The organism is Pseudomonas sp. NPDC087346 (assembly GCF_044744235.1).
GTDB lineage: Bacteria > Pseudomonadota > Gammaproteobacteria > Pseudomonadales > Pseudomonadaceae > Aquipseudomonas.
This window is the reverse complement of the sequence record NZ_JBIUXX010000006.1, coordinates 36,920-56,338: the sequence shown is the minus strand read 5'-3', so window position 1 is coordinate 56,338 and position 19,419 is coordinate 36,920. Positions and strand designations below refer to the sequence as shown.

At 60.9% G+C, this 19,419-nt stretch carries 4 protein-coding genes; 1 reads left to right on the top strand and 3 read right to left on the bottom strand.

Annotated elements, in window-relative coordinates:
• Positions 1-21: 21 nt before the first annotated feature.
• On the top strand, positions 22-2,442 hold the full coding sequence (locus tag ACIOZM_RS05620; RefSeq protein WP_401210487.1) for a TonB-dependent siderophore receptor: 2,421 nt from the start codon (positions 22-24) through the stop codon (positions 2,440-2,442).
• Between the two features lie 1,278 nt (positions 2,443-3,720).
• Here ACIOZM_RS05620 and ACIOZM_RS05615 read toward each other — a convergent pair.
• The 3 genes from ACIOZM_RS05615 to ACIOZM_RS05605 form a co-directional block, all read right to left on the bottom strand.
• Positions 3,721-4,179, bottom strand: coding sequence for an REP-associated tyrosine transposase (locus tag ACIOZM_RS05615; protein ID WP_401210484.1), 459 nt, complete (start codon positions 4,177-4,179; stop codon positions 3,721-3,723).
• A 591-nt stretch (positions 4,180-4,770) separates the two neighbouring features.
• A complete protein-coding gene (locus ACIOZM_RS05610; protein WP_401210481.1) occupies positions 4,771-5,724 on the bottom strand; it encodes an alpha/beta hydrolase in 954 nt (317 codons plus the stop codon).
• Positions 5,725-5,787: 63 nt separating this feature from the next.
• Positions 5,788-19,413 (bottom strand): non-ribosomal peptide synthase/polyketide synthase, encoded by a 13,626-nt coding sequence (locus ACIOZM_RS05605; RefSeq protein WP_401210478.1) that lies wholly within the window; start codon positions 19,411-19,413, stop codon positions 5,788-5,790.
• Positions 19,414-19,419 lie beyond the last annotated feature (6 nt).

The window sequence follows — 19,419 nt, the reverse complement described above, 5'->3', positions numbered from 1 at the left end:
CTTCAGGAGCATCCCGAGCACATGCAAGCCTTCAAGTTGTCCCGCACTCCCTTGGCCGAGGCCATTTCTCGCCGCAACCCACGCGGTTCCGTGCTGTCCGGTGCCTTGCTGGCTTTGATGCTGATGGGCAGCGCCCAGGCTCAGGCGACTCCGGTCGATGTCAATGTTCCGGCACAATCACTGGCCAGCGCCCTGCAACAACTGGGTCAACAAGCCAACCTGCAGATTCTTTACAGCCCGGAGACGCTGTCGGGTCTGAAGTCGAGCGCGGTATCTGGCCATCTGGAACCGGAACAAGCGCTGAACAACTTGCTGCTGGGGAGCGGCATGACTTATCAACTGACCGGCAATACCGTATCGCTGTTGCCAGCGACCGGTGCCGGCAACGCGCTGGAGCTGGGCGCGGTATCGATTTCCGGCAAGGCACCTGGCTCGACCACTGAAGGCACCGGGCTGTACACCACCTACTCGTCCAGTAGTTCGACGCGTCTGAACCTGACCCCGAAAGAAACCCCGCAGTCGCTGACCGTGATGACCCGCCAGCGCCTGGACGACCAACACCTCACCAACCTCAGCGACACCCTCGACGCCACGCCAGGCATCATCGTGCTGCGCGATGGTCAGGGCGCAGAATCCGACGGTTATTTCTCCCGAGGTTTCGAGATTCAGAACTTCGAAATCGACGGCGTGCCGACCGTCAAGCGCATGGACAACTACACCCAAAGCATGGCGATGTACGACCGTGTTGAAGTGGTGCGTGGCGCTACCGGTCTGATCAGCGGCCTGGGCAGCCCTTCGGCGACCATCAACCTGATCCGCAAACGCCCGACCGCCGAGGCCCAGGCCAGTGTCACCGCTGAAGCCGGTAACTGGGATCGCTACGGCACCGGTTTCGACGTTTCCGGTCCACTGACACCGACTGGCAACGTGCGCGGCCGACTGGTCGCCGACTTCAAGACCGAACAATCCTGGGTTGATCGCTACAAGCAGGATTCGCAGCTGATCTACGGCATCACCGAATTCGATCTGACCGAAGACACCCTGCTGACCATGGGCTTCAGCTACCAACGCACCGACGTCGATTCGCCGATGCGCTCCGGCCTGCCGACCCGCTTCACTGATGGCTCGCGCACCAACCTCAGCCGCTCGCTCAACTCGGCGCAGACCTGGTCGTACAACGACCACGAACAAACCAGCTTCTTCACCTCGATCGAACAACAGTTCGCCAACGGCTGGAGCGGCAAACTCGAATTCACTCACTCGGAAAACAAATTCGACGAGGTCTTCAACTACGTAAACGGCGGCCTGAATCCGGACGGCAGCGGCACCACCCAACTACCTGTGCGGTTCTCCGGTACTCCACGCCAGGACAACATCGACGCCTACCTGACCGGCCCGTTTGGCCTGCTGGGTCGCGAGCATGAGTTGATTGCCGGTGTAACCCTGTCCAACTACTACGAGAACGTACCAAGCTACGGCGGCTGGAAGTACGACTACTCCGGCTCACCGGCCGGCGCCATCGACAACCTGCTGAACTGGAACGGCGACTCGGTCAAACCGGAGTTTAATGTCACCGGTAAATCCACCGTCGACGAAACCCAATATGCCGCCTACCTGGCCACCCGCCTGCATGCCACTGACGACCTGAGCATCCTGCTCGGCAGCCGAGTGGTCGACTGGCACCGCGACATCGAAGACAAGCCATACGGCGCCGCAGAAACCAAGACCAAGGAATCGGAAACCGGCGTTTACATCCCGTACGCGGGCGTGGTCTACGACCTCAACGACACTTGGTCGCTGTACGCCAGCTACACCAAGATCTTCAACCCGCAATCGTCCTGGGTACGTGACGTCAACAACAAGCCGCTGGACCCGATGGAAGGCACCGGCTATGAAGTCGGCGTCAAGGGCAGCCACTTCGACGGCAAGCTGAACTCCAGCTTTGCGCTGTTCAAGATTGAACAGGACAATCTGGCGATCTGGATCGACACGCCGGGCGGCAACACTTATAAATCCGAGCAAGGCACAACCACCAAGGGCGCCGAACTCACCCTGGACGGCGAACTGGCCGAAGGCTGGCAGGCTTCTGCAGGTTACGCCTACGCAGTCAGCACCGATGCCGATGACCAGCGCATCGTCACCACCCTGCCACGCCACAGTCTGAAAACCTTCACCAGCTATCGCCTGCCGGGCGTTCTGGACAAAGTCACCCTCGGTGGTGGCGTGAACTGGCAGAGCAAGACCGGTGCCGACCTGCACACCTTCCAGCAAGGCAGCTACGCCGTCACCAACCTTTTGGCTCGTTACGACATCAACAAAAACCTCAGCGCCTCGGTCAACCTGAACAACGTATTCGACCGCGAGTACCTCAGCTACGCCGGCGACCACGGCATGTACGGCGCACCGCGCAACATCATGACGGGCTTCAAGTACACGTTCTGACTTAACGGCTGTAACCAGAAAAACGCCACGGCAAAACCGGGGCGTTTTTTTTTGGCCGGACTTTAACTTGTGCCAGATCAACTCTCCTTGTGGGAGACAGCCTGCTGGTGATTGGCTGCCGGTCAGTCAACAAAGATTCAGCAGGGATTGCCCCAATCGCCAGCAGGCTGGCTCCCACAATGGTTTTTCAGGGATGCACATATTTTGCGTCCAACCACGGTCCTTGTGGGAGACAGCCTGCTGGCGATGGCTGTGGGTCAGTCAACAAAGATTCGACAGGGACTGCCCCATCGCCAGCAGGCTGGCTCCCACAGTGGTTTTTCAGGGGGGCAGATATTTTGTGTCAAACCGCGGTCCCTGTGGGAGACAGCCTGCTGGCGATGGCTGTGGGTCAGTCAACAAAGATTCAGCAGGGATTGCCTCATCGCCAGCAGGCTGGCTCCCACAGTGGTTTTTCAGGGATGCAGATATTTTGTGTCCAACCGCGGTCCTTGTGGGAGACAGCCTGCTGGCGATAGCTGTGGGTCAGTCAACAAAGATTCGACAGGGATTGCCCCATCGCCAGCAGGCTGGCTCCCACAGTGGTTTTTCAGGGATGCAGATATTTTGTGTCCCACCGCGGTCCCTGTGGGAGACAGCCTGCTGGCGATGGCTGTGGGTCAGTCAGCAAGGATTCAGCAAGTATTGCCCCAATCGCCAGCAGGCTGGCTCCCACAGTGGTTTTTCAGGGATGCAGATATTTTGTGTCCAACCACGGCCCCTGTGGGAGTCAGCCTGCTGGCGATGGCTGCCGGTCAATCAACAAGGATTCAGCAGGTATTGCCCCAATCGCCAGCAGGCTGGCTCCCACAATGGTTTTCGGGAGGGGCAGATACTTTTTGTCCAACCACGGTCCCTGTGGGAGACAGCCTGCTGGCGATGGCTGTGGGTCAGTCAACAAGGATTTAGCAGGGATTGCCCCATCGCCAGCAGGCTGGCTCCCACAGTGGTTTTTCAGGGACGCAGATATTTTGTGTCCAGCCACGGTCCTTGTGGGAGACAGCCTGCTGGCGATGGCTGTGGGTCAGTCAGCAAGGATTCAGCAGGTATTGCCCCAATCGCCAGCAGGCTGGCTCCCACAGTGGTTTTTCAGGGATGCAGATATTTTTTGTCCAACCGCGGTCCTTGTGGGAGACAGCCTGCTGGCGATGGCTGCCGGTCAGTCAACAAGGATTCAGCAGGGATTGCCCCAATCGCCAGCAGGCTGGCTCCCACAGTGGTTTTGGGGGGTGTTGAAATTCAGACCCATATGGCATCCCACAATGGATAGTCGCCAAGTTTCTCGACCAGGCCCGCTCGCAAAGGGTTGGCCACAATATAGCGGGCCATTTTGATCAGGTCCTCTTCGCGTCGCAGTGCCCGGTCATGAAAACCCTTTTGCCAGAGACTGACCTTGTGGCCTACGGACTTATTCACCGCTTTGGCACTCAGAGATTTGGTTTTTTGCATCAAGTCTCCCAGCGACCCACACTGCAACTCGACCAGCCAATGAAAGTGATCAGGCATGACGACCCAGGCCAATGAGTTCGCCACGCCTTGCTGTTGTGCATGTCGAAATTGGTTCACAACCAAGCGACCCAGTTCGAAATTCTGAAAAACTGGTTGGCGTCCGTGGGTGTTGGTGGTCAGCAGGTAAATTCGATTTGATTCGGCGTAACGACCACGCCGCAGGCGATGTGAAGCAGGTAAATCAGGCATTCCTTCGCCTCGCTCATAAATTGATTATGAGAAGGCTAGTCCGTCTGACCCATGGAGGGTTTACAGACTTTTGGCTGGATGTGTCTAACTGATCACTATCGCCAGCAGGCTGGCTCCCACAATGATTTTCAGGGGAGCAGATATTTTGTATCCAGCCGCAGACCTTGTGGGAGACAGCCTGCTGGCGATAGCTGTGGGTCAGTCAACAAGGATTCAGCAGGGATTGCCTCAATCGCCAGCAGGCTGGCTCCCACAATGGTTTTCAGGGGGGCAGATATTTTGTGTCCAACCGCAGTCCCTGTGGGAGACAGCCTGCTGGCGATAGCTGTGGGTCAGTCAGGGATTACCTCAATCGCCAGCAGGCTGGCTCCCACAGTGGTTTTCGGGAGGGGCAGATATTTTTTGTCCAACCGCGGTCCTTGTGGGAGACAGCCTGCTGGCGATAGCTGTGGGTCAGTCAGCAAGGATTCAGCAGGTATTGCCCTATCGCCAGCAGGCTGGCTCCCACAGTGGTTTTTCAGGGATGCACATATTTTGTGTCCAACCGCGGTCCCTGTGGGAGACAGCCTGCTGGCGATGGCGTCGTTGCGGTCAATCCGCTATGTCAGCCGGATACATCGCGGCGCGCAGAACCGTAACCAGTTCCTGATAAATCGCCTCCACTTCTTCGGTGACCATGCGCATGCGCAGGAAGTCGTGAACGTGGCCGGGGAATTCACGGCATTCAAGCAGTCCTCCTGTGCCGTCCAAACGTTCGGCATAAGCGCGGCCTTCGTCCACCAGCGGGTCGAAACCTGCCAAGGCGACGTAGGCCGGGGCGGCGCCAGCAAGGTCGGGGCACAGCAGTGGCGAGAAACGCCAGTCGTGGCGATCTTCAATGCTGCGTGCATAGTGCTGGTAGAACCATTCCAGGGTGTCGCTTTCCAGCAGATAACCCTCGCCGAGCAAGTCCATCGACTCGCGGCGCTGCGAGGCGTCCGTCACCGGATAGCAGAGCAATTGCAGGCATGGCTTGAGCGCGTCGGCCGCACGCGCTTCAAGCGCCAGCACGGTCGCCAGCGTGGCGCCGACACTATCGCCGCCAAACACCAGACGCGACAGATCGAGATCGAACGCCCCGGCATGTTCGCGCAGCCAATCCAGTGCATCGGCGCAATCGTGCAACGCCACCGGAAACCTGTGTTCCGGTGCGCGGCGATAGCCCACCGACAACACGGCACACGGCGTACGTGCGCAGAACTCGCGGCAAATACCGTCATGGGAGTCGAGGCTGCCCACCACAAAACCGCCACCGTGCAAAAACAGCAGCACCGGCAAGACACCGACCTTTTGCAAAGGACGGTAAAGCCGCAACGTCAACTCGGCACCGTCGCGAGCGATGTATTGCACCTCAGTCACATCGACATCCGGCACATCCCAGCGCATCTGTTGCGAGGACTGTTCGAACGCCGCTCGCGCCTGCTCCGGCGTACCCTGGTGAAACGCACTGCTCTGGCTATCCTCGACCAGATCGAGAAACGCCGCCACTTCCGAATTCAATGACATAAATCACATCCCGGACCGATGCGCAGAACGCGCACCGGCCCTTTCAAAAAGTTAAGAAACCGCTCAGACCACAGACTGCTGCAGGCAATGCTCGACCAACGCTTCCAGCTCAGTCTGATACGCCTGCATCAGGGTCTCGATGGTGCTCGGACGGAACCGGCGGGTGCTGTACATGCAACGCATCGACAGCTTGCCGTCGAACACCTGACCAACGATTTCCAGCCAGTTACCGAGGTTGGCATCGAGGCTGTAGACGTCGCCGATGTGCTCGTCTGCTGGCAGCAACATCGCCTGCTCGTCGAACGTCTGGTCGAACTGCCCCAGATAGTTGAAGGTCAGGCGCGCCTGCGGCAACGCGGCCAACTGCTGTTGTACCGGCGCACCGGCCATGTAGCGCAGCGCGCCGTAGCCAACACCCTTTTGCGGGACCGCCGCCAATTGCTCGCGCACCGCAAGGATCGAAGCGCCGAAATCCTGCCCGGCCAACGGCGCCAGACGCACCGGAAACATAGTGGTAAACCAGCCCAGCGTGCGGCTCAGGTCCAGCCCTTCGACCAGGTCTTCACGACCATGGCCCTCAAGCTGCACCAGCACCGATTCGGCATCGCTCCAGCGGCATAGCACGCGACCAAGAGCGGTCAGCAGCAAATCGTTGATCTGCGTGCCGTACACCGCTGGTGCCTGCTTGAGCAATTGCCCGGTGCGGGTGGCGTCGAGACCCATGAAGGTCTCTTCGCGCAAACGCACCAGATTCTTGCCGCGCGGGTTGTCACACGGCAGATCCTTCCCCGGCTGATCCAGCTGTCCGAGCCAGTAATCGAGTTCCTGCTCGACCAGTGCCGGCACTTGCGCTGCAAGGCCATCGGCCCAGGCGCGATAGCTGCTGGTGCGCTGCGCCAGTTGCGGTTCCCGAGACTGACTGAAAGCCTCGTAACTCAGTTGCAGATCCTGCAGGAAGATGCGCCACGACACCGCGTCGATCACCAGGTGATGCACCACCAACAGCAGGCGCACTTCGCCGTCCGGCAAGTTAACCAGCAAGCCGCGCATCAGCGGACCATCGACCAGATTCAGGCTGCGCTGGGTTTCGTTAACCAGTGCCGCCAACTGCTCGATATCACCGATTTGGCGTTGCCACAGCAACGGATCTTGCGTGGCGTTACGCAGGCTGTCATCCAGCGACTGATAGTGCTGCAACCAGCGCCCCTGATCCTGGAAGAAGCGCAGGCGCAATGAGTCATGCTGCTCCAGCATCAGCCGCATAGTGCGTTCCAGTGCAACAGAGTCCAGTGGCTGGCGCGAGCGCAGCATCATCGCCTGGTTAAAGTGATGCGGCTCGCTCATGCCCTCGGCGAAGAACCACTCCTGAATCGGTAGCAGGCCGAACCCGCCGGCCTGAGCCACATGAGTGCTGTCCACGGTCTGGCTCGATTGCGCCACCGCCTGCTGATCGAACAGGTTGCCGATGGTCTGGAAGCGCATCAGGTCGCGCAGCTTGATTTCCAGTTTCAGTTGCGGATGGTTACGTGCCCGGGAGATCACTTGCAGGCTGAGAATCGAATCACCGCCCAACTCGAAGAAGTTGTCGCTGATGCCGACGCGCTCGACCTGCAAGACATCCGCCCAGATCCCGGCCAGCCAGGTTTCCTCGTCATTGCGTGGTGCCTGGTACTGATCGGCCGAGAACTCCGGCTCGGGCAGGGCTTTGCGATCAAGCTTGCCGTTGGGCGAAATCGGTAGCCGCGCCAGACAGATAATCTGCAACGGCACCATGTATTCCGGCAACTGCGAGCGCAGCAAGGTTTTCAGGCGATCACCGGCATTGTCGTTATCACTGACCACATAGCCGATCAACTGTTTACCGGACACACCGTCACGCGCGATGACCACGGCGTCGGTAACGCCGCTCTGTGCCCGCAGACAGGCTTCGATTTCGCCCAGCTCGATACGGAACCCGCGAATCTTCACCTGATGGTCGGCACGGCCGACGTAATCGAGGATACCGTCAGCGCGCAGGCGCACCAGGTCGCCACTGCGATACAGACGGCTGCCGGGTGCACCGAACGGGTCCGGCACGAATCGCTCGGCGGTAATCGCCGCACGTCCGTGGTAACCACGGGCAACCCCATAGCCGCCGATGTACAACTGCCCTGAAAGATCCTGCGGTAACGGATTGAGATCGTCATCCAGCACCCACAGCGAACGCTGGCCGACCACTCGCCCGATGGGCGCATAAGCCGCCGCACAGGCTTCATCGTTGGCCGCTTTCCAGAGCATCGGCGTGACCACGGTTTCGGTCGGGCCGTAGCCGTTGGTGATGAACTGCGGTTGCAGTACCCGGCGCACCTGGGCCAGCGTCTGTTCCGGCACCGCATCACCGCCAAGGCAGTAAATGCGCACCTTCGGCACAACCATGCCACTGGCCTCAACGTACTCGGCCACTTGTTTGAGATAGGCCGGCGGGAAGCAGGCAATATCAATCGAGCGGTTGAGCAACGCGTGACTGGTCTGCTCCGGCGTCCACAGTTCGTGATCGCGCAATACCAGCGTGCCACCGAATGCGAGCGTGGTCAGCCAACGTTCATGGGCACCATCGAAAGCGAACGACATGAAGTGCAACTCACGGGTGGTGTGATCCATTTCATACAGCTCGCGGATCGCCTGACAATGCATGCTCAACGGCCCGTGAGTCACCGCCACGCCTTTGGGCAGACCGGTGGAGCCCGAGGTGTAGATCAGGTACGCGAGGCTGTCCTCGACGGCTTGCACACGCGGCGTGGTGAGCGGATATTGGCTGGCGTCGAAATGATCCAGATCCAGCAATGGCAGACCGGCCGGCAGCGGCAGGCGCTGACTGGCGGCACCACGACTGATCATCTGGCGCATGCCCGAATCTTCGATCATGAAAGCCAAGCGTTCGCTTGGGTAATCGATGTCCAGTGGCACGTAGGCAGCGCCGCTCTTGAATACCGCCAACAACGCAACCAGCATGTCGATAGAGCGCTCCAGCGCCACGCCGATCAGCACTTCCGGCCCGGCGCCGGCAGCGATCAGATGATGCGCCAGTTGATTCGCCCGACGTTCCAGTTGCGCATAGCTCAACTGCTCATCACCACACTCGGCGGCAATCGCCTCGGGACGTTGCGCGGCGATCAATGCCGGCAGCAAGTCACGACGATGCACTGCCGCCGGTTCCGCCCCCCACTGTTGCAAGGCTTGCCACTGCGGCTCGGCCAGACGTTGCAGGTTGCCCAGGCAGGCCTCTGGCGTGTGCATCATTGCGTGCAGCAGCACCTCCATGGTCAGACGAATCCGCTCGACGGCTTCGACGCTGAAGCGGTCGCGCAGGAACAGATACTCAATGGAGAACTCTTCGCCCAGATGCACCGCCAGGTCCATCGGGAAGTTGGTGACGTCGTGGCTGGCCGAAGTGCCGAAACGCAGACCACCCGGTGCCTGTTCCAGACGCTGGTCAATCGGGTAGTTTTCGAACACGATAATGCTGTCGAACAGCGGCTGACCGCCCTGCCCCGACCAGCGCTGGATATCCGCCAGCGGTGCGTGGGCGTGCTCGCGCAGATCGAGGTTGTAGGCCTGCAATTGGCTCAGCCAGGTATTGAGTGGTTGCGCCGGATCAAGCGTCTGGATCACCGGCAAGGTGTTGATGAACAGGCCCAGCATGCTGCCGGCATTCGGCAAGCCTTCCGGTCGCCCGGCCACAGTGGCGCCGAAAGCCACGCTGTGCTGGCCGGTGTAACGCTGCAAGACCATCAGCCACGCACCCTGAATCAAGGTGTTGGCGGTAATGCCCTGTGCCCGGCAATGCTGTTGCAAAACGGCCGTCTGGTTTGCGTCCCAACGGGTGTAGATCGCCTGGTGACCGTGCTCGCTGGACTCATGGCGAGGGTGCATGGCCTGGCTCAGCGCCGTTGGCTCGACCAGCGTTTGCAAGTGGCCTTTCCAGAATTGTTCGAGTTGCGCCGAATCCTGCTTCTGCAACCAGGCGATGAAGTCGCGATAGCGCCCGCTCTCGCCTTCGACCTGACCGGTGGCATAGTGCTGCAAGACTTCGCCGAACAACTGCGAACTGCTCCAGCCGTCCATCAGGATGTGATGGCTGGTCCAGATCAACTGATACTTGTCCGCACCGAGGCGGATCAGCCGTGTACGCTGCAACGGCATGCGGTTCAGCTCGAAACCCTGCACCCGCTGCTGGCGTGCGAATTCGGCCAGTTGCGCCTCGTCCATCGGTGTGTCGAGTGCTTGCAGATCGACGCTGCCCTGGCGGTGTACCACTTGCACCGGCGACGCCTGGCTGTCCTGCCAGTGGAACGAAGTCCGGAGGATTTCGTGGCGCTGCACCACGCATTCCCACGCGGCACGGAAGCGTTCGATGTCGAGGCCTTCGACCGACAGGTTGAGCTGGTTGACGTAGAGGTCGTCGCCATCGTCGGACAAGGTGTGGAACAACATGCCCTGCTGCATCGGTGACAGCGGATAGATGTCTTCGATGTCTACCACCGGCACCGGCAACCCGTCCAGACGCGCCTGACTCAGGCTCGCCAGCGGGAAGTCGGAAGGCGTCAGGCCGTGGTTGTCCGGCGCCAGGCAATGCTCGATCAGCAGCGCCAGTTCACGTCCGTAGTCATCGGCCAGTGCCTGCACGGTCGCGGTATCGAACATCTGCTCGCTGAAGCTCCACGACAGACTCAGTTCACCGCCATACACCTGGCCGTTGACCGACAACCAATTGCCCAGCGGCGCGCGCTCACTGAGGTCGCTGCCGGCGCTTTCGCTGGCCGGCATGAACAATGCCGACTCGTCGAACTGGCTGTCGAACTGGCCCAGATAATTGAAGGTGATTCTTGGGCTCGGCAACTGCGCCAACACCGCGCGCGCCGAATCGTTGCCCAAGTAACGCAAAGCACCGAAACCGATGCCCTTGTCGGGAATCGCGCGCAGTTGTTCCTTGATCTGTTTGATCGAATCGCCGAGGCCATTGGCCGGTGTCAGGTGCACCGGGAATACACTGGTGAACCAGCCGAGCGTGCGGCTCAGGTCGATGTCGTCGAACAAGTCTTCGCGGCCGTGACCTTCGAGCTGAATCAACGCCGAAGCATGCCCGCTCCAGCGGCTGATTACTCGCGCCAGCGCGGTCAGCAGCAGATCGTTGACCTGCGTGCGGTAAGCCGCCGGGGCCTGTTGCAGCAATTGCCGGGTCAGGTCTGGCGCAAGACGTGTCTGCACACTTTGTGCGTAACGGTTTTCCAGGCTGCCGTCGGTACGTTCGCACGGCAGCGTCGCCGCTGAACCCTGCAAGTGCTCCTGCCAGAACGCCAGTTCGCCATCGAGGTTGGCGGCATGCGCTTGCAGACGTTCGGCCCAGGCCTTGAAGGCACTGGTCTTGGCCGGCAACTCCACGCCCCGACCGGCCCGCACCTGACTGAACGCGGTTTGCAGATCTTCCAGCAGTACGCGCCAGGAGACGCCGTCAACGACCAGGTGATGCACGATCAACAGCAGGCGCTGAGTCTGATCCGGCAGGTCCAGCAACACGCCGCGTAACAGCGGACCGTTCTGCAGATCAAGGCTGGCTTGCGCTTGTTGACAGATCGCTTCGATGTCGCCGATATCGCTCAACGAACGATGCCAGAGCATATCCGGCACAATCTGCGCAGAACGGTGACTGGCGATCCAGCCTGCGGCGTTTTCGCTGAACGACAGACGCAATGCATCGTGATGCACCACCAGCGCCTGCAACACCTGCTCGACCGTGTCAGCCTGCAACACCATCCCCGGTTTAAGTAGCAACGACTGATTCCAGTGATGACGCTCGGGAATATCGCTGGCGAAGAACAGCTGCTGGAACGGCAACAGCGGCGTCATCCCGCTGACCGGGCCCTGATCAATGGTCAGGCCCGCACCACCCAGTTGGGCCACAGCTGCCAGTGCCTGCACGGTTTGATGCTGGAACAGATCCTTGGGCGTGAACTGAATGCCGGCCTGGCGTGCGCGGCCCACCACCTGAATCGAGATGATCGAATCGCCGCCCAGTTCGAAGAAGTTGTCCGTGGCGCTGACTCGCTCCAGACGCAACACATCGGCCCAGATCGCGGCAATGCGCTGCTCCAGTTCGTTACGCGGTGCGACGTAGCTGTTTTGCATCAGACTGGCGTCCGGGGCCGGCAAGGCCTTGCGGTCCAGTTTGCCGTTGGGCGTCACCGGCAATTGCGCCAGCACCATCAGATGCGCTGGCACCATGTGCGCCGGCAGACTTTCCTTGAGGCTGTTGCGCACGCTGTCGCGCCATTGCCCCGGCAATGCATCTTCGACCGGTTGGGTCGGTACCAGATAAGCCACCAGTTGCTTGCCGCTCGGTCCGGCATGCGCCAGGACCACGGCTTCACGTACGCTGCTCAGTTCGAGCAGACGGGCTTCGATTTCGCCCAATTCAATGCGGAAACCACGAATTTTCACCTGGTTGTCGACCCGACCCTGATAGTCGAATACGCCATCGGCACGTTCGCGTACCAGGTCGCCGCTGCGATACAACCGTGCACCCGGCGCACCAAACGGGTCCGGCACAAAACGTTCGGCAGTCATTGCCGGCCGATCCAGATAACCGCGAGCCAGGCCCGTTCCCCCCAGATACAACTCGCCCATCACTCCTTGCGGCAAAGCGTTCAGATCAGCACTGAGCACGCAAGTGCTACGGTCGCCAATACGCGTACCGATAGGCGCATAGGCGGCGCCGCACACGTCGTTGCGTGCGGCCTTCCAGATCAGTGGTGTGACCACGGTTTCTGTCGGCCCGTAACCGTTGATGATGTAGTCCGGTGACAGCGCGGCGCGAGCTCGTTCGAAACTGTCATTAGGCACCGCATCACCGCCAAAACAATAGATGCGCACTGCCGGCGGATTACCCGCCTGCTCAGCGTGCTCCGCCAGTTGTTGCAGGTACACCGGAGGGAACGCGGCCACGGTGACACCGTGTTGCTGCATCGCGGTGTAGGTCTGCTCCGGACTCCACAGGCTGTCGTCGCGCAACAGCAGGCGCGAGCCATGGGTCAACGGGGTCAGCCAGCGTTCATGGGCACCGTCAAAGGCGAACGACATGAAGTGCAACTCACAATCGTCCGGGGTCATTTCGTAGCGCTTGCCGATGGCCTGGCAATGCATGGCCAGCGGGCCATGCGCAACGCAAACGCCTTTCGGTTGCCCGGTCGATCCGGAGGTGTAAATCACATAAGCGAGGTTCTCCGGATGCAGTTCTACTTGCGGCGCGGTGCTCGGCAGCCCGGCGGTTTGCAGAGTGTCGAGGTCCAGCGCATGCAGGCCGTTGCTCAACGGCAGCTGCCCACGCAATTGCGAGTCGGTGAGCAACAGGGCAATACCCGAATCTTCGATCAGGTAAGCCAGGCGCTCACGCGGATAACTGGCGTCCAGCGGGACATAAGCACCACCGGCCTTGAGCACCGCCAGCAACGCCACCAGCATCGACGGACTGCGCGGCAGCGCAACGCCAACCCGCACTTCCGGGCCGACACCTTCGCCGATGAGTAAATGCGCGAGACGATTCGATGCGCTATCCAGTTCAGCGAACGTCAGCGCCTGATCGCCACAGCGCACCGCTTCACGTTCTGCGTGCTGCGTGGCAATCAGCGCGATACGTTGCTGCACCAGCAACGGGTCGGTACACGGCTGTGCACGGTTACTGTCCTGCAGACGCACCTGCTCGGCGCTGCTCAACAAAGTCAGCGCCCCCAGACGGGCACTGGCCGACTGGACGAATTGTTCCAGCAACGAGGCCAATTGCGCATGCAAACGCACAATGGCGCCATGGCTGAAGTGCGCCGGGGTGAAGCTGTAATGCACCGACAGCGTTTCGCCAAGATTGACCCCGACGGTCAGCGGGTAGTTGGTCTGTTCGCGGGTATCCACCGCGCCGAAATTCAGGCCCAGCGACGAACCCTGCTCCAGCGCCTCGGAGATCGGGTAGTTCTCGAACACCAGCAAATTGTCGAACAGACCATCGCTGCCCTGCCCCGACCAGCGCTGGATATCGGCCAGCGCTGTGTGCTCGAAATCACGCAGGGAAATATTCAGTTCCTGCACGGTTTGCAGCCATTGGCTGACGGTCAGTTGCGGCTCGGGACGAGCGATTACCGGCAAGGTGTTGATGAACAATCCAACTTGCTGTTCGACCCCCGGCAGGTTCGCCGGGCGCCCGGACACTGTCGCGCCGAAAGCCACGGTCGGCTGGCCGGTATAGCGTTGCAGCAGCAACAGCCACGCCGCCTGCACCAGAGTGTTCAAGGTGACTTTCTGCTGCCGGGCAAATTCGCTCAGGCGCAAGGTGCCGGTCGCATCGATCCACTGCTGATACTGGTCGGCAGCGCCGCCACTGGCATTCGCCGCATGATCAGCGAGGCCTTGGGCGAGACGGGTCGGCTCGTCGAATTGCGCCAGGCGCTCCAGCCAGAATCGTTCGCTGACCTGACTGTCCTGACGTTGCAGCCAGGCGATGTAATCGCTGTAACGACCAACGGTCGCAGCGGGAGTTTGTCCGGCATAGCGTTGCAGCACTTCGCCGAGCAACTGCGAGTTGCTCCAGCCGTCCATCAGAATGTGGTGACTGGTGTAAAGCAGTTCGTGGCGATCCTCGCCCGTGCGCACGACCACCAGGCGCAGCAGTGGCACTTGCGTCAAATCGAATGGACGGTTGCGCTCGGTATCGGCCAGCGCATCCAGTGCATCCGCCGACTGATCGCGCCAGTCGTGAACGGTGAACGGCAACGTGGCCGAGCGCTCGACGACTTGCAACGGCACCGCTTGCTCGCCGCCCCAGACAAACCGCGTGCGCAGAATGTCGTGGGCATCGAGGGCTGCCTGCCAGGCCTGACGGAAGCGCTCGACATCCAGCCCTTCGACCGAGACGCGCATCTGATTGATGTAATCGCCAGAGCCTTGCTCATAAAGCGTGTGGAACAGCATGCCCTGTTGCATCGGTGACAGCGGATAGACGTTGTCCACCGACTCCGATTGCGGCAGCAGTGCATCGAGTTGCGTCTGGTTCAATGCCGCCAGCGGGAAATCGGACGGTGTGACGCCATGGTTGTCCGGGTCGCAGCAATGCGCGATCAACGCGTTAAGTTCTTGCGCATAGTCATCGGCCAGACGCTGGATGGTTGCCTCATTGAACATCTCGCGGCTGAACGACCAGCTCAGATTCAGCTCACCGCCATAGACCTTGCCGTTGATGTCCAGCCAGTTGGCCAGCGGCGCCAGCGCGCTTTGCTCACGTCCGGTGCTTTCGCTGGCCGGGACGAACAGCGCGGCCTCGTCGAACTGACTGTCGAACTGCCCCAGATAGTTGAACGTGATACGCGGCACCGGTTGCGCGGCCAGCGTCCGGCGTGCCTGCTCGTCGCCCAGATAACGCAAGGCACCAAAACCCAGGCCTTTGTTCGGCACGCTGCGCAGTTGCTCTTTGACCGCTTTGAGCGAGTCGGCCAGCGCCAGCGCAGGCGTCAGGCGTACCGGGAACAGACTGGTGAACCAGCCCACGGTACGGCTCAGGTCGACGTCATCGAACAGTTCTTCTCGGCCATGGCCTTCGAGCTGAATCAAGGTCGAAGCCTGGCCAGTCCAACGGCAGATCACACGAGCCAGCGCGGTCAGCAGCAGATCGTTGATCTGCGTGCGGTACGCTGCGGGTGCCTGTTGCAACAGTTGCCGGGTCTGGTCGGCACTGAGACGGGTTTCGACGCTCAGCACATGCTGGTTTTGCAGGCCGGCGTCAGGGTTGTCACACGGCAGATCGGCGCTGGCGGCGCCCAGTTGCCCGGCCCACCAGGCCAGTTCGTTTTGCAACTCGCCACCCGCGAAGGCTTGCAGGCGTTCAGCCCAGGCCTTGAACGGGCTGGTCTTGGCCGCGAGCTTGATCGTTTGTCCGCTCTGCACTTGCTCGCAAGCACTCTGCAGGTCTTCGAGCAATACCCGCCACGAAACACCATCGACCACCAAGTGATGGATCGCCAGCAACAGCCGTTGGCTTCCGTCAGCCACATCCAGCAGTACCGCGCGCAACAGCGGCCCGGCTTGCAGATCAAGGCTGCCTTGGGCGGCGTCACACACGGCTTCGATTTCGTCGCCATGTTGCACCGTCACCCTTTGCAGCAACGGCTGGTTAGCCGGCGCACGGTGCGTGGCGGTCCAGCCGTCAGCGCCCTCGACGAAGCTCAGGCGCAACGCGTCGTGATGTTGCACCAACGCCTGCAAGGCTTGCTCCAGCACCTGGGCCTCAACCGCTTGCGCAGGCTTGAGCAGCAGCGACTGGTTCCAGCGCTGACGCTCGGGAATCTCCAGCTCGAAGAAACGCTGCTGGAACGGCAGCAAAGGCGTGACACCGCTTACCGGCCCCTGATCGATACTGAACGCCGCCTCGCCACGCTGGGCGACCCGGGCCAGACCTTGCACGGTCTGGTACTGGAACAGGTCTTTGGGAGTAATGCGCAGACCGGCCTGCCGGGCGCGACTGACCACTTGAATCGAAATGATCGAGTCGCCACCCAGGGCGAAGAAGTTGTCGGTCACGCCGACTTGCTCCAGCCCGAGCACTGCCTGCCAGATCTCGCACAACTGTTGTTCGCTGTCGTTGACGGGTGCCAGATAGGTCTGCTGCTGCAGCGCGGCGTCGGGTTTGGGCAGCGCCTTGCGATCCAGTTTGCCGTTGGGAGTCAGCGGCAGGTGTTCAAGGAACAACAGGTGCGCCGGGACCATGTATTCCGGCAAGTGTTCGCGCAGCGCAGCCTTGAGCACTTCGCGCAGGCGCGCCTGCTCCTGGGCATCGCCCAAGGCGCCATTGAGCACGATATAAGCGACCAGTTGCTGACCGCTGGCACCTTCCTGAGCCAGTACCGCCAACTCGCGCACGACATCTTGCTGCAACAGCCGCGCTTCGATTTCACCCAGTTCGATACGGAAGCCCCGGACCTTGACCTGATGGTCGATACGCCCGACATATTGCAGGTTGCCATCGGCCAGATAACGGGTCAGGTCGCCGGTGCGGTAGAAACGCTCGCCGGGCGCGCCAAACGGGTTCGGCAGGTATTTTTCTGCGGTCAGCCCGGGACGCGCCAGATAGCCGCGCGTGATCCCGGCACCGGCCAGATACAACTCGGCCGCGACGCCTTGCGGCACCGGTTGCAGTTCGCCGTCGAGGACGAAACTGGCGGTGTGCTTGAGCGGTCGGCCAATGCTCGGCTGGCCACCGGCGGTGCGTCGGGTCCAGGTCGAGTACGTGGTGTCTTCCGACGGGCCGTACAGGTCAAAAACGTGCTCGACCGTGGTCTGACGGTACAAGGTATCGACCAGCGACTGTTTGAGCGGCTCGCCAGCCAGATTGATGATGCGCACGCTCGACGGAATTTCCCCGCTGCGTTGCAGTGCGGCGATGGCCGAAGGCACGGTGTTGATCAGGCGCACCTGATCGCGGGCCGGCAACTGCGGCAATTCCAGCGCATTACGCGCGATGATCAGCGAGCCACCGTTGGCCAGCGTGACAAACAACTCCCACACCGACAGGTCGAAACACACCGACGTCGAGGCCAGCACACCCTGAATGTCGTCGCGACTGTAGACCGACTGCGACCAATCGATCAGCGCCAGCACGTTGCGATGGGCAATCGCCACGCCCTTCGGTTTGCCAGTGGAACCGGAGGTATAGATCACATAGGCGAGGTTGTCGGCATCGACACGAGAGGTGGGTGCATGCGTCGGGTAAGCGGCGAAATCGCTGTCGGCGTTGTCCATCAACAGCACATCGGTGCCGCTGCCAATCGCCAGGCTGGCGGCCACGTCGCGCTCGGTCAGCAGGCACAGCGCACGGCTGTCCTCAAGCATGTAAGCAACGCGATCTGCCGGATAATCAGGGTCAAGCGGCACATACACACCGCCAGCCTTGAGCACGGCCAACAACGCGACCAGCAGGTTTTCCGAGCGTTGCATGGCCACGCCGACCCGCACTTCCGGACCGACACCGCGCTCGATCAACGCATGGGCCAACGGGTTGGCGCGCGCCTCCATCTGCGCATAAGTCAATTGGCGGTCAGCAAACGTTACTGCCAGTGCATCCGGGGTTTGCCCGGCCTGACGAGTGATCAACTGATGGATGCACAGCTCACTGGCAAACGGCGCGTCCGGACGATTCCAGTCGTGCAGCATCAGTTGTCGCTCGCTGGCATCGAGCATCGGCAGCTCACCAACCCGCTGCTGCGCGTTGCTGACGATGCCCTTGAGCAACGCCTGCCAATGCCGCCCTATGCGCTCGATGGAGACACCGTCGAACAAGTCCGTGGCGTAGATCAACGAGGCCCAGACACCGTCCGGCGACTCGTGGGTTTCCAGGGTCAGGTCAAACTGCGCGGTAAGGCTGTCCCAGTTCACACTTTCGACACTCAGCCCCGGCAACTGCATGGCCTGACTGCTTTGCTTTGCCCCGCTCTGGTGGTTGAACATCACCTGGAATAAAGGACTGCGGCTGAGGCTGCGTTCCGGCGCCAGCGCTTCGACCAATTGCTCGAACGGCAGATCCTGATGCGCCTGAGCACCCAGTGCCGACTGTTTTGCCTGAGCCAGCAACGCACTGAACGGCATGCTGCTGTCGAGGCTTGCGCGCAGCACTTGAGTGTTGACGAAGAAGCCGATCAAACCTTCGGTTTCGGCACGGTTGCGGTTGGCAATCGGCACACCGATACGAATGTCGTCCTGACCGCTGTAACGGTGCAACAAGGTCTGGAACGAGGCCAGCAACAACATGAACATGGTCACGCCTTCCCGGCGGGCGATTTCCTGCAAACCCTTGCTCAACGCCGCATCCAGTTGCAGATCCAGGCGTGCGCCGCGATAGCTTTGCACCAACGGTCGCGGATGATCGGCGGGCAACTCCAGTACACCCGGATCACTGCCCAGATGTTCGACCCAGTAATTCAACTGCCGCTCACGCTCGCCGGCGTCCATCCAGCTACGTTGCCACTGGGCGAAGTCGGCGTACTGGATCGGCAACGCCGCCAGCGTGGCCGGCGTGCCGCGACTGAACCCGGCATAAAGTTCGATCAGCTCACCGACCATGACCTGCATCGACCAGCCATCGGAAATGATGTGGTGCTGGACCATCACCAGCACGTGATCGTCAGGCGCAAGACGCAACAGGCAGACGCGCAGCAACGCGTCCTGCTCCAGGTCGAACGGGCGGGCGATCTCGGCTTCGATGGCCGCGCGCAAACGCGGTTCATCGACTTCACCGTCCAGCTCGCGGATCTGCATCTGCAAGGCGAACGGTGCCTTGATCAGTTGAATGGCCTTGTCCTGATCCCCTCGGGCAAACCCGGTGCGCAGACTTTCGTGACGCTCGATCAGCGTATCGAAACTGCGCTGCAATACCGCCATGTCCAAAGCCCCGCGCAAACGCAGTGCCGTGGGAATGTGGTACGCCGCGCTGTCCGGCTCCATCTGCCAGAGAAACCACTGCCGCTCCTGGGCATAAGACAACAGCAGCGGTTCACCTTCAGTGCGCCGAAAAATCGGCGCGATGCCATAAAGGTTAATGCCCTGTTTGCCCAGTAGAATCGCCAGCGCCTTGCGTTTCTCGGGAGAAAGCGCGCCTACCGATTCAATCAACTGCTGCATGCCGTG

Excerpts from the sequence above, each read along its gene's own strand:
- ACIOZM_RS05620 (WP_401210487.1), top strand. The coding sequence starts at position 22 with ATGCAAGCCTTCAAGTTGTCCCGCACTCCCTTGGCCGAGGCCATTTCT.
- ACIOZM_RS05605 (WP_401210478.1), bottom strand. The coding sequence starts at position 19,413 with ATGCAGCAGTTGATTGAATCGGTAGGCGCGCTTTCTCCCGAGAAACGC.
- ACIOZM_RS05610 (WP_401210481.1), bottom strand. The coding sequence starts at position 5,724 with ATGTCATTGAATTCGGAAGTGGCGGCGTTTCTCGATCTGGTCGAGGAT.
- ACIOZM_RS05615 (WP_401210484.1), bottom strand. The coding sequence starts at position 4,179 with ATGCCTGATTTACCTGCTTCACATCGCCTGCGGCGTGGTCGTTACGCC.